This window comes from Pseudomonas sp. 2995-1, from assembly GCF_002742505.1.
In the GTDB taxonomy this organism is placed as follows: Bacteria; Pseudomonadota; Gammaproteobacteria; order Pseudomonadales; family Pseudomonadaceae; genus Aquipseudomonas; species Aquipseudomonas sivasensis.
This window is the reverse complement of sequence record NZ_LJSA01000604.1, coordinates 327,661-340,035: the sequence shown is the minus strand read 5'-3', so window position 1 is coordinate 340,035 and position 12,375 is coordinate 327,661. Positions and strand designations below refer to the sequence as shown.

14 protein-coding genes are annotated in these 12,375 nt (G+C 55.6%); 13 read left to right on the top strand and 1 reads right to left on the bottom strand.

The window, feature by feature from the left end; all coding sequences use genetic code 11:
* Positions 1 to 3 precede the first annotated feature (3 nt).
* The 12 genes from rpsE (at position 4) to bfr (ending at position 7,900) form a co-directional block, all read left to right on the top strand.
* On the top strand, positions 4 to 504 hold the full coding sequence (gene rpsE / locus AOA61_RS29870; RefSeq protein ID WP_003176409.1) for a 30S ribosomal protein S5: 501 nt from the start codon (positions 4 to 6) through the stop codon (positions 502 to 504).
* A gap of 2 nt (positions 505 to 506) precedes the next feature.
* Positions 507 to 683, top strand: coding sequence for a 50S ribosomal protein L30 (gene rpmD / locus AOA61_RS29865; protein WP_003176408.1), 177 nt, complete (start codon positions 507 to 509; stop codon positions 681 to 683).
* Positions 684 to 686: 3 nt separating this feature from the next.
* On the top strand, positions 687 to 1,124 hold the full coding sequence (gene rplO / locus AOA61_RS29860) for a 50S ribosomal protein L15 (RefSeq protein ID WP_003176407.1): 438 nt from the start codon (positions 687 to 689) through the stop codon (positions 1,122 to 1,124).
* Positions 1,125 to 2,453 (top strand): preprotein translocase subunit SecY, encoded by a 1,329-nt coding sequence (secY, locus tag AOA61_RS29855; protein ID WP_017736663.1) that lies wholly within the window; start codon positions 1,125 to 1,127, stop codon positions 2,451 to 2,453.
* Between the two features lie 27 nt (positions 2,454 to 2,480).
* Positions 2,481 to 2,597 (top strand): 50S ribosomal protein L36, encoded by a 117-nt coding sequence (gene rpmJ / locus AOA61_RS29850; protein ID WP_002555468.1) that lies wholly within the window; start codon positions 2,481 to 2,483, stop codon positions 2,595 to 2,597.
* A 129-nt stretch (positions 2,598 to 2,726) separates the two neighbouring features.
* The gene (gene rpsM, locus AOA61_RS29845; RefSeq protein WP_003210063.1) at positions 2,727 to 3,083 is read left to right on the top strand and encodes a 30S ribosomal protein S13; all 357 of its coding nucleotides are present in this window, start codon (positions 2,727 to 2,729) and stop codon (positions 3,081 to 3,083) included.
* Positions 3,084 to 3,113: 30 nt separating this feature from the next.
* On the top strand, positions 3,114 to 3,503 hold the full coding sequence (gene rpsK / locus AOA61_RS29840) for a 30S ribosomal protein S11 (protein WP_002555466.1): 390 nt from the start codon (positions 3,114 to 3,116) through the stop codon (positions 3,501 to 3,503).
* Positions 3,504 to 3,521: 18 nt separating this feature from the next.
* Entirely contained in the window at positions 3,522 to 4,142 is a 621-nt protein-coding gene (rpsD, locus tag AOA61_RS29835; RefSeq protein ID WP_003176404.1) for a 30S ribosomal protein S4, read from the top strand.
* A gap of 22 nt (positions 4,143 to 4,164) precedes the next feature.
* On the top strand, positions 4,165 to 5,166 hold the full coding sequence (gene rpoA / locus AOA61_RS29830; protein ID WP_003176403.1) for a DNA-directed RNA polymerase subunit alpha: 1,002 nt from the start codon (positions 4,165 to 4,167) through the stop codon (positions 5,164 to 5,166).
* A 41-nt stretch (positions 5,167 to 5,207) separates the two neighbouring features.
* The gene (gene rplQ / locus AOA61_RS29825; protein ID WP_003176402.1) at positions 5,208 to 5,594 is read left to right on the top strand and encodes a 50S ribosomal protein L17; all 387 of its coding nucleotides are present in this window, start codon (positions 5,208 to 5,210) and stop codon (positions 5,592 to 5,594) included.
* Between the two features lie 237 nt (positions 5,595 to 5,831).
* The gene (locus AOA61_RS29820) at positions 5,832 to 7,280 is read left to right on the top strand and encodes a catalase (protein WP_099603301.1); all 1,449 of its coding nucleotides are present in this window, start codon (positions 5,832 to 5,834) and stop codon (positions 7,278 to 7,280) included.
* Positions 7,281 to 7,435: 155 nt separating this feature from the next.
* Positions 7,436 to 7,900 (top strand): bacterioferritin, encoded by a 465-nt coding sequence (bfr, locus tag AOA61_RS29815; protein WP_032884537.1) that lies wholly within the window; start codon positions 7,436 to 7,438, stop codon positions 7,898 to 7,900.
* A gap of 63 nt (positions 7,901 to 7,963) precedes the next feature.
* Here bfr and uvrA read toward each other — a convergent pair whose 3' ends face one another.
* Positions 7,964 to 10,798 (bottom strand): excinuclease ABC subunit UvrA, encoded by a 2,835-nt coding sequence (gene uvrA / locus AOA61_RS29810; RefSeq protein WP_032884538.1) that lies wholly within the window; start codon positions 10,796 to 10,798, stop codon positions 7,964 to 7,966.
* A 178-nt stretch (positions 10,799 to 10,976) separates the two neighbouring features.
* On the opposite strand from uvrA, the gene AOA61_RS29805 reads away from it, so the two are divergent.
* Complete coding sequence (locus AOA61_RS29805) at positions 10,977 to 12,371, top strand: MFS transporter (RefSeq protein WP_095186176.1); 1,395 nt, start codon at positions 10,977 to 10,979, stop codon at positions 12,369 to 12,371.
* The last annotated feature ends 4 nt before the right edge of the window (positions 12,372 to 12,375 follow it).

The window sequence follows — 12,375 nt, the reverse complement described above, 5'->3', positions numbered from 1 at the left end:
GTTATGTCAAATAACGACCAAAAGCGCGACGAAGGCTATATTGAGAAGCTGGTTCAAGTTAACCGCGTAGCTAAAACCGTTAAAGGCGGCCGTATCTTCACTTTCACTGCGTTGACCGTGGTAGGTGATGGTAAAGGGCGCGTTGGCTTCGGCCGTGGCAAGTCACGTGAAGTGCCTGCTGCGATCCAGAAGGCAATGGAAGCTGCTCGTCGCAACATGATCCAAGTTGATTTGAACGGTACCACTCTGCAGTACGCAATGAAGTCCGCCCATGGCGCTTCGAAGGTGTACATGCAGCCTGCCTCTGAAGGTACCGGTATCATCGCTGGCGGCGCTATGCGTGCTGTCCTCGAAGTTGCTGGTGTTCAGAACGTTCTGGCCAAGTGCTACGGCTCGACTAACCCTGTAAACGTGGTTCACGCCACTTTCAAAGGTTTGAAAGCCATGCAATCTCCTGAGTCCATCGCTGCTAAGCGTGGTCTGACTGTCAAGGAGATCTTCTGATCATGGCTACCGTTAAAGTAACGCTGATCAAAAGCATGACCGGCCGCATTCCTAACCACAAACTGTGTGTTAAAGGTTTGGGTCTGCGTCGCATCGGTCACACTGTAGAAGTCCAGGATACTCCCGAGAATCGCGGGATGATCAATAAGGCTTACTACATGCTGCGTGTAGAGGGTTAATCGATGAAACTCAATGATCTGAGTCCAGCGCCGGGCTCCCGTCGCGAAAAGCATCGTCCGGGCCGTGGTATCGGTAGCGGTTTGGGTAAGACTGGTGGCCGTGGTCACAAAGGTCAAACCTCCCGCTCCGGTGGCACCATTGCTCCAGGCTTTGAAGGCGGTCAACAGCCGCTGCATCGTCGCCTGCCTAAGTTCGGTTTCGTATCCCTGAAAGCTATGGATCGCGCAGAAGTGCGTCTGTCCGAGCTGGCTAAAGTGGAAGGCGACATCGTTACTGTGCAGACCCTGAAAGATGCCAACGTGATCAACGTCAACGTACAGCGTGTGAAAATCATGCTGTCCGGTGAAGTGACTCGCGCTGTCACTATCGGCAAGGGAATCGGCGCCACCAAAGGTGCGCGTTCGGCTATCGAAGCAGCTGGCGGCAAGTTCGAGGAATAAATGGCTAAGCAAGGTGCTCTCTCAGCGCTCGGCAAAGGCGGTATGTCTGAACTTTGGGCTCGTCTGCGTTTTCTGTTCCTGGCGATTATCGTCTACCGAATAGGCGCACACATCCCGGTTCCAGGTATCAACCCGGACCGACTCGCAGACCTGTTTCGACAGAATGAGGGGACCATTCTTAGCTTGTTCAATATGTTTTCCGGCGGCGCGCTGGAGCGGATGAGCATCTTTGCACTGGGGATCATGCCGTATATCTCGGCATCGATCATCATGCAGTTGATGACTGCCGTCAGCCCGCAGCTGGAGCAGTTGAAGAAGGAAGGTGAAGCTGGCCGTCGCAAGATTAGCCAGTACACCCGCTACGGCACTGTTGCCCTCGCTCTGGTTCAGGCTATCGGCATGTCCGTTGGCCTGGCTGGGCAGGGCGTTGCGTTCACTGGTGACTTTGGCTTCCATTTCGTCGCGGTATCCACTTTTGTGGCTGGTGCGATGTTCATGATGTGGCTGGGTGAGCAGATTACTGAGCGCGGTGTTGGTAACGGTATCTCGATGTTGATTTTCGCAGGTATCGTCGCCGGTCTTCCGAGAGCGATTGGGCAGTCTTTCGAGTCTGCACGTCAGGGTGATATCAATATCTTCGCCCTAGTTGCTATCGGTTTGCTGGCAGTAGCGATTATCGGTTTTGTGGTGTTCATTGAGCGTGGCCAGCGTCGTATTGCTGTTCACTACGCCAAGCGTCAGCAGGGCCGTAAGGTCTTTGCTGCGCAGACTAGCCACTTGCCGCTGAAAGTGAATATGGCCGGTGTTATTCCGGCAATTTTCGCGAGCAGCATTTTGCTGTTTCCGGCTTCGTTGGGTACCTGGTTTGGCCAGTCTGAAAATATGGGCTGGCTGCAGGACCTCTCTCAGTCGATCGCTCCTGGTCAGCCGTTGAATATTCTGCTGTTTAGTGCAGGGATTATTTTCTTCTGCTTCTTCTATACGGCGTTGATGTTCAATCCGAAAGACGTAGCGGAAAACCTGAAGAAGTCCGGTGCCTTTATTCCGGGTATCCGTCCAGGTGAGCAGTCTGCGCGCTACATTGATGGCGTTCTGACTCGTTTGACCCTGTTCGGTGCTCTATATATGACGGCCGTCTGCCTGTTGCCCCAGTTCCTTGTGGTTGCAGCAAACGTTCCGTTCTACCTTGGCGGGACCTCGTTGCTGATCGTGGTCGTGGTTGTGATGGACTTCATGTCCCAAGTACAATCGCACCTCGTTTCGCACCAGTACGAATCCCTGATGAAGAAAGCCAACCTGAAGGGTTACGGCAGCGGCATGTTGCGCTGAGTACCCATAAGGTTCGAGGAGTTGGTGATGAAAGTTCGTGCATCGGTGAAAAAGCTGTGCCGTAACTGCAAGATTATTCGCCGCGAAGGTGTTGTTCGAGTAATTTGCAGCGCGGAACCGCGTCACAAACAGCGCCAAGGCTGAGTGTGATCCGCTTGAAGCCCGGCAGCTAGTGCGCTGCCGGGTTGATTATTTGTTATTACAGCGATATTATCTCGCGCCCTATTTCTTGGCTTCCGGGGCGTAGGTAGCTGTCAATTGGAGTCCCACTGAATGGCCCGTATTGCAGGCGTTAACATTCCAGATAACAAGCACACTGTTATCTCGCTGACCTACATCTATGGTGTTGGTCGCACTACTGCGCAGAAAATTTGCGCAGACACTGGGGTAAACCCAGCCGCTAAGATCAAGGATCTGAGCGACGAGCAGATTGAGCTGTTGCGTGGCGAAGTGGCGAAGTTCACCACTGAAGGTGACCTGCGTCGCGAAATCAACATGAAAATCAAGCGTTTGATGGACCTCGGTTGCTACCGTGGTCTGCGTCATCGTCGTGGTCTTCCAGTACGCGGTCAGCGTACCAAGACTAACGCGCGTACCCGTAAAGGTCCGCGTAAGCCGATCCGCAAGTAATCGCCCACGCGAATCGACAGGAAATTAATCATGGCAAAACCTGCTGCTCGTCCTCGTAAAAAAGTTAAAAAGACAGTGGTTGATGGCATCGCCCACATCCATGCATCTTTTAACAACACAATCGTGACCATCACCGACCGTCAAGGTAACGCGCTTTCTTGGGCTACCTCCGGTGGTTCGGGTTTCCGCGGTTCCCGCAAGTCCACCCCGTTTGCTGCTCAAGTAGCTGCTGAACGTGCTGGTCAAGCTGCGCTGGAATATGGCCTGAAAAACCTCGACGTTAACGTCAAAGGTCCAGGTCCAGGTCGTGAGTCTGCTGTCCGTGCTTTGAACGGCTGTGGCTATAAGATCGCCAGCATCACCGACGTGACGCCAATCCCGCACAACGGGTGCCGTCCGCCGAAGAAGCGCCGCGTGTAATCCAGGAGATTGTAAAGAATGGCTCGTTACATTGGTCCAAAATGCAAACTCGCTCGTCGCGAAGGCACCGATCTCTTCCTGAAGAGCGGCGTGCGCGCGATCGAATCGAAGTGCAACATTGAAGCAGCACCTGGTATCCACGGCCAACGCCGCGGTCGCCAGTCCGATTACGGCACCCAACTGCGTGAAAAGCAGAAGGTTCGTCGTATCTACGGCGTTCTCGAGCGTCAGTTCAGCGGCTACTACAAAGAAGCTGCTGGCAAGAAAGGTGCAACTGGTGAAAACCTGCTGCAACTGCTCGAATGCCGTCTGGACAACGTTGTATACCGTATGGGCTTTGGTTCGACTCGTGCCGAATCCCGTCAGCTGGTATCGCACAAGTCGATCAGCGTTAACGGTCAGACCGTAAACGTTCCGTCTTATCAGGTTCGTGCTGGTGACGTGGTCGCAGTTCGCGAGAAAGCAAAAAACCAACTTCGCATTGTCCAAGCTCTCGATCTGTGTGCCCAACGTGGCCGCGTAGAATGGGTAGAAGTAGACACTGAGAAGAAGTCGGGCGTTTTCAAGAACGTTCCTGCTCGCAGTGATCTGTCCGCCGACATCAACGAAAGCCTGATTGTCGAGCTCTACTCCAAGTAAGGGCTAGAAAATAGGTGCATCCATGCAGATTTCGGTAAATGAGTTCCTGACACCCCGCCACATTGATGTGCAGGTTGTCAGTCCAACCCGCGCCAAGATCACACTCGAGCCTCTCGAGCGTGGTTTTGGCCACACCCTGGGCAACGCGCTGCGCCGCATCCTGTTGTCCTCAATGCCCGGCTGTGCAGTAGTCGAGGCCGAGATTGACGGTGTGCTCCACGAGTACAGCGCCATCGAAGGTGTACAGGAAGACGTAATTGAAATCCTGTTGAACCTTAAAGGTCTGGCTATCAAGCTGCACGGCCGTGACGAAGTTACGCTGACCTTGTCGAAGAAGGGTTCGGGGGTGGTTACCGCTGCCGATATTCAGCTGGATCATGATGTCGAGATCGTTAATCCCGATCACGTAATCGCTAACCTGGCGTCTAACGGCGCCCTGAACATGAAGCTCACTGTAGCTCGTGGTCGTGGTTATGAACCGGCCGACTCGCGTCAGAGCGATGAAGACGAAAGCCGCAGCATTGGTCGCTTGCAGCTCGACTCTTCGTTCAGCCCGGTTCGCCGTATCGCATACGTGGTGGAAAACGCCCGTGTCGAACAGCGTACTAACCTGGACAAGCTGGTTATTGATCTGGAAACCAACGGTACTCTGGATCCTGAAGAGGCTATCCGCCGCGCTGCAACCATTCTGCAACAGCAGTTGGCTGCGTTCGTCGACCTCAAAGGTGACAGCGAACCAGTGGTAATCGAGCAGGAAGACGAGATCGATCCGATCCTGCTTCGCCCGGTTGACGATCTGGAACTGACTGTACGTTCGGCTAACTGCCTTAAGGCGGAAAACATTTACTACATCGGCGACCTGATTCAGCGTACCGAAGTAGAACTGTTGAAGACTCCGAACCTGGGCAAGAAATCCTTGACTGAAATCAAGGACGTTCTGGCCTCCCGCGGTCTGTCCCTCGGCATGCGCCTCGACAACTGGCCGCCTGCAAGTCTTAAGAAGGACGACAAGGCGACTGCCTGATCGTCGTAATCACCGAACGTGAGTTTGGTAAGGAATGAACCATGCGTCATCGTAAAAGTGGTCGTCACCTGAGCCGTACCAGCTCGCACCGCAAGGCCATGTTTCAAAACATGGCGGTGTCGCTGTTCGAGCACGAGCTGATCAAAACTACACTGCCGAAAGCTAAAGAACTGCGTCGCGTTGCTGAGCCGCTGATTACTTTGGCTAAGACAGACAGCCTGGCTAACCGCCGTCTGGCTTTCGACCGTACTCGTTCGAAAGCTATCGTTGGTAAGCTCTTCAACGACCTGGGCAAGCGTTACGCTACCCGTGAGGGTGGCTACCTGCGCATCCTCAAGTGCGGTTTCCGCGCTGGTGACAACGCCCCTATGGCGTACGTTGAGTTGGTTGATCGTGCTACTGCCGGCGAAGCTGTAAGCGCCGAGTAAGACGACAAGCTGTAACAAAGAACCGGGCCTAGTGCCCGGTTTTTTGTGCGCGTAACGAAAGCGCGATTTGTACAAGTTTTCGGGGTAGGGGCTTGGCACTATGCTGTTGAGGTTGTTGTTAGTAATTTTCTATTGATGCGTGAAATTTAATGAATTTGTACGTGTCATGTTGCTGATCAATAATCCTCCCAAGCCGATTAGCCGGCAGTTCTAAGTCCGACCTGAGGAAAATTGAGCATGAGCCAGAATAAAATCCTTACTACCGCCAGCGGTGCTCCCGTTGCAGATAACCAGAATTCCCGTTCTGCTGGCCCGCGTGGCCCGCTGTTGCTCGACGATTTCCATCTGATCGAGAAGCTCGCTCACTTCAACCGTGAAAACATTCCTGAGCGCCGCGTACACGCCAAAGGGTCGGGTGCCTACGGAACGTTTACAGTCACCCAAGACATCACTCAGTACACAAGCGCCAAGCTGTTTGAATCTGTGGGTAAGCAGACCCCGACCTTCCTGCGCTTCTCAACTGTGGGAGGTGAGCGTGGTTCTGCTGATACTGAGCGCGACCCACGTGGTTTTGCCTTGAAGTTCTACACTGAGGAAGGCAACTGGGACATCGTGGGGAACAACACTCCGGTGTTCTTCATTCGCGACCCGCTGAAATTCCCTGACTTCATTCACACTCAGAAGCGTCTGCCGCAAAGCAATCTCAAAAGCGCACAGATGATGTGGGACTTTTGGTCGCACTCCCCTGAGGCGCTGCACCAAGTGACCATCTTGTTTTCGGACCGTGGCATTCCAGACGGCTACCGTCACATGCACGGCTTTGGCAGCCACACTTACAGCCTGATCAATGCTAATGGTGAGCGTCACTGGGTGAAATGGCACTACAAAACCAAGCAGGGGATCAAGAATCTGGCTCCAGCCGATGCTGCACGCTTGGCCGGTACCGACCCCGATTACGCCCAGCGTGATCTGTTCGGTGCGATCGAGCGCGGTGATTTCCCGAAATGGCGCGTCTGCATCCAGATCATGACTGAAGCCCAGGCTAACGCTCACTACGAGAATCCTTTCGACGTGACCAAAACCTGGTCGCAGAAGGAATTTCCGTTGATCGAAGTTGGTGAGCTTGAGCTCAATCGCAACCCGCAAAACTACTTTGCTGAAGTTGAGCAGGCAGCATTCGGCCCGAGCAATATGGTCCCAGGTGTTGGCCTGTCCCCAGACCGCATGCTGCAAGGTCGGGTTTTTGCCTACGCTGATGCCCACCGCTACCGTGTTGGCACCAATCACCAGCAGTTGCCGGTAAATGCGCCGCGCAACCCGGTAAATAGCTACCAGCGTGACGGGTCGATGGCTTTCGGCAACAACGGTGGTGCCGCCCCTAACTACGAGCCAAACAGCTACGCCGATGCACCTAAGCAAGCTCCGCAGTACGCCGAGCCAGCCTTGGCCCTGAGCGGTGCCGCTGATCGTTACGATCATCGGGAAGACACTGATTACTACAGCCACGCCGGGGCGCTGTTCCGCCTGATGAACGATGATCAGAAAGCCCTGCTCACCAATAACATCGCGGGTGCAATGGCTGGGGTTTCCAATGATGTGGTTCAGCGTCAATTGGCGCACTTTTACAAAGCGGACCCTGCATATGGAGAAGCAATCGCAAAGGCATTGGGTGTATCGCTTAACTGACTCTAAACGATAAGCAGAACCGCCCTCATTTGGGCGGTTTTTGCGTTATTTTCGCTACTTTTCTCCGGAAATCTTCACTTTTATGCCGTTAGTCCCGTGACCTCCGAGTCATCATGGTTCAAACTACAGACTTTCAAGCAGGGAGATGTAGGGCGATGCAAGGTCACCCCGACGTAATCGATTACCTCAACACGTTGCTGACGGGCGAACTGGCAGCTCGTGACCAATATTTCATCCACTCGCGTATGTACGAAGACTGGGGTTTTACCGAACTCTATGAGCGTATCAACCACGAGATGGAAGAAGAGGCACAGCACGCTGACGCGCTGATGCGTCGTATCCTGATGCTCGAAGGCACGCCGCGCATGCGTCCCGATGATCTGGACGTGGGCACCAGCGTACCTGACATGCTCGCAGCCGATCTTCGCCTTGAGTACAAGGTGCGTGCTGCGCTCTGCAAGGGCATCGAGCTCTGCGAGCAGCACAGTGACTTCGTCACGCGGGAAATCCTGCGTGTGCAGTTAAACGACACCGAAGAAGATCACACCTACTGGCTGGAAAAGCAGTTGGGCCTGATCAAGTTGGTAGGGCTGGAGAATTATCTGCAATCGCAGTTCTGATTTCCGGCTACTAAAAAGCCCCTGTCACCGCAAAGTGACAGGGGCTTTTTTATGGGGCATACATCAGGCCCGATCACGCTCCAACAGCGGCTTCAAGTAGTAACCGGTGTGGGACTGCGGCATTTCGGAGACTTGCTCCGGTGTACCTACCGCGATGATCTGGCCACCCTTGGAACCGCCTTCCGGCCCCAGATCCACCAACCAGTCAGCAGTCTTGATCACATCAAGGTTGTGCTCAATCACGACCACAGTGTTGCCGTGGTCGCGCAATCGGTGAAGCACGTCCAGCAGTTGCTGGATATCTGCGAAGTGAAGGCCCGTGGTCGGCTCATCGAGGATATACAGAGTCTTGCCCGTATCGCGCTTGGAGAGCTCGCGAGAGAGCTTCACCCGCTGCGCCTCACCCCCGGACAGCGTGGTCGCCGACTGTCCCAGCTTGATATACGACAGGCCTACATCCATCAGTGTTTGCAGCTTGCGCGCCAATGCTGGAACCGCGTCGAAGAACACGCGAGCTTCCTCGATGGTCATCTCCAGGGTTTCGTGGATGTTCTTGCCCTTGTACTTGATCTCCAGGGTTTCGCGGTTATAGCGCTTGCTCTTACATACGTCGCACGGCACATAAATATCCGGCAGGAAGTGCATCTCCACCTTAATCAGGCCATCGCCTTGGCACGCCTCACAGCGCCCGCCCTTGACGTTGAACGAGAACCGGCCAGGACCATATCCACGCGAGCGTGACTCCGGAACACCGGCGAACAGCTCGCGAATCGGTGTGAACAGCCCAGTGTAGGTCGCTGGGTTAGAACGCGGTGTGCGGCCAATCGGGCTTTGGTCGATGTCGACGACCTTGTCTAAATGCTCCAGGCCTTTGATGCTGTCATGTGCCGCCGCTTCCAGGGTGGTTGCACCGTTCAGGGCGGTTGCGCTCAGTGGGAACAGCGTGTTGTTGATCAGTGTCGACTTGCCCGATCCGGAAACACCGGTCACGCAGGTCAGCAAGCCCAGCGGAATTTCAAGGTCGACATTACGCAGGTTGTTCCCGCGTGCGCCTTTGAGGTGTAGCGCCATCTTCTTGTTGCGCGGCGTGCGTTTAGCCGGTACTTCAATCTTCACGCGGCCAGACAAGTACTTGCCGGTCAACGAGTCCGGGTGAGCCATGACTTCGGCCGGCGTACCCTCGGCAACAATATGCCCACCATGTACGCCGGCACCTGGGCCAATATCGACCACATAATCCGCCAGGCGAATCGCGTCTTCGTCGTGCTCGACTACGATTACCGTGTTGCCGATATCCCGCAGGTGTTTCAGCGTACCCAGCAGTCGGTCGTTATCCCGTTGGTGCAAACCAATGGACGGCTCATCAAGGATGTACAAAACGCCTACCAGCCCCGCACCAATCTGGCTGGCCAGGCGAATACGCTGCGCTTCACCGCCCGACAGAGTATCGGCACTGCGATCCAGCGAAAGATAATCCAGGCCCACGTTAACCAGGAACTGCAATCGCTCACGGATTTCCTTGAGGATTTTGTCTGCAATCTCCCCACGGCGTCCTGTCAGCTTGAGGACGCCGAAGTATTCACAGGCATCGCCAATCGGCAGATTGGTCACTGCCGGCAGCGTCTTCTCACCCACCCATACATGCCGCGCCTCACGACGCAGGCGAGTGCCACGGCAATCCGGGCAAGGTTGAGTGCTGAGGAATTTCGCCAACTCTTCGCGCACGCTCGCCGATTCGGTCTCGCGGTAGCGCCGCTCCAAGTTCGGCACGATGCCTTCGAACGGGTGGGAGCGCTTGACGATGTCGCCACGGTCGTTCAGGTATTTAAAGTCGACGTTCTGCGAGCCACTGCCATTAAGGATGACCTTCTGCTGATCTGCCGGCAGTTGGTTGAATGGCACTTCAAGGCTGAATTTATAGTGAGACGCGAGTGAGCCCAGCATCTGGAAGTAGTAGACATTACGCCTGTCCCAGCCGCGTATTGCCCCCTCCGCCAACGTCAGCTCGCCGTTGACCAGGCGTTTGATGTCGAAGAATTGCTTTACCCCAAGACCATCGCAGGTCGGGCAAGCGCCGGCCGGGTTGTTGAAGGAAAAAAGCTTGGGTTCCAGCTCGCTGATGGCATGGCCACAGATCGGGCAGGCAAAGCGGGCGGAGAAGATGATCTCTTCACCCGGCTCGTCATCCATCGGCGCCACCAGGGCAATACCGTCCGCCAGTTTCAGCGCGGTTTCGAATGACTCGGCCAGACGCTGCTGCAGGTCGGCGCGCACTTTGAAACGGTCGACCACTACATCGATCGAATGCTTCTTCTGCTTGTCGAGCTTTGGCGCTTCATCCAGCTCATACAGCTTGCCGTTGATGCGTGCGCGTACAAAACCCTGGGCACGCAGCTCTTCGAAAACAGAAAGGTGCTCGCCCTTACGCTCGCGAATCACCGGGGCCAGCAGCATCAGCTTGGCGCCTTCCGGCTGGGCCAGTACCAAGTCGACCATCTGGCTGACGGTCTGGGCTTCCAGCGGAATGTCGTGGTCCGGGCAGCGGGGAATACCTACCCGCGCGTACAGAAGGCGCAGGTAGTCGTAGATTTCGGTAATGGTGCCCACGGTGGAGCGTGGGTTGTGGGAGGTCGACTTCTGTTCGATGGAAATCGCCGGCGACAGACCTTCGATGGTGTCGACGTCAGGCTTTTCCATCATCGACAGGAACTGCCGGGCATAGGCCGACAGCGATTCCACATAGCGGCGCTGACCTTCGGCATACAGCGTGTCGAACGCCAGGGACGATTTGCCCGAGCCGGACAAGCCGGTGATGACAATCAGTTTGTCCCGGGGCAGGGTCAGGTCGATGTTCTTCAGGTTGTGGGTTCTAGCCCCACGAATCAGGATCTTGTCCAAGATGGCCTCGCACGGCGGGCGTAAATAATGCCGGAGTATACGGCTTAAGACTGGATGAATATACACTGTCAAAGTGCCGGGTACAGCCTTACATGAAAGCTGCGCGGCAAAGCGCCGCATATACCCTCTCAATCGATGGGACTGGTAGAATCGCCGCCGGTTCACACGAGGTTTTTCCATGCACGATCCCCACAGCGAACGCATGAGTAGCGGCGAGACCCGAGCAGCAAGCGGTCTGGCCCTGGTGTTCGCGTTCCGTATGCTTGGCATGTTCATGGTGTTGCCGGTACTGGCGACCTATGGAATGGATCTGGCAGGCGCGACCCCCGCACTGATCGGCCTGGCGATTGGCGCCTATGGCCTGACCCAGGCGATTTTTCAGATCCCCTTTGGGATCATTTCCGACCGCATTGGCCGGCGTCCGGTGATTTACCTCGGGCTGATCGTCTTCGCCCTCGGCAGTGTGCTCGCGGCGCAGTCCGATTCCATCTGGGGTGTGATCGCCGGGCGTATCCTGCAAGGTGCTGGGGCGATTTCCGCTGCGGTGATGGCGCTCCTCTCTGACCTGACCCGCGAACAACACCGCACCAAGGCCATGGCCATGATCGGCATGACCATTGGCCTGTCGTTTGCGGTGGCCATGGTGGTCGGTCCCTTGCTGACTCGTGCTTTTGGCCTGCACGGCTTATTCCTGGCCACTGGCGGCATGGCGTTGTTCGGAATCGTGATCGTGGCCTTTATGGTGCCGCGCTCCACCGGCACGTTGCAGCACCGGGAGTCGGGTGTCGCACGCAAGGCGTTGTTGCCGACGCTCAAGCACCCAGACCTGCTGCGCCTGGATTTAGGTATCTTCGTATTACACGCAATGCTGATGTGCAGCTTCGTCGCCTTGCCCCTGGCCCTGGTGGAAAAAGCCGGGCTGCCCAAGGAGCAGCACTGGTGGGTCTACCTCACTGCTCTGCTGATTTCGTTCTTCGCCATGATTCCGTTCATCATCTACGGCGAGAAGAAACGCAAAATGAAACGAGTTCTCCTGGGCGCCGTCGCGACATTGATGCTCACTGAACTATTCTTCTGGCAGTTCGGCGACAGCCTTCGGGCGCTTGTGATCGGGACGGTGGTGTTTTTTACCGCGTTCAACCTGCTGGAGGCTTCATTGCCTTCGCTGATCAGTAAAGTTTCACCGGCGGGTGGCAAAGGCACGGCCATGGGGGTGTATTCCACCAGCCAGTTCCTTGGCTCGGCGTTGGGCGGCATCATGGGCGGCTGGATGTTCCAGCATGGCGGTTTGTCGGTTGTGTTCCTCGGATGCGCCGGGCTTGCTGCACTTTGGCTGGTCTTTGCTGTTACCATGCGCGAACCTCCCTACGTCACAAGTCTGCGTTTGCCGCTATCGCCTGAGGCTATCCGTGAAAGCGGCCTGGTAGAGCGCCTGAAGGCAGTCGTAGGGGTAACAGATGCAGTCGTGGTCGCTGAAGAGGCGGCCATTTACATCAAATTGGACACCGAATTATTGGATCGCGCGACGCTTGAGCAACTGGTCAATCCAGTGCCGACAGCGCGCCCAGCTTAGGAGA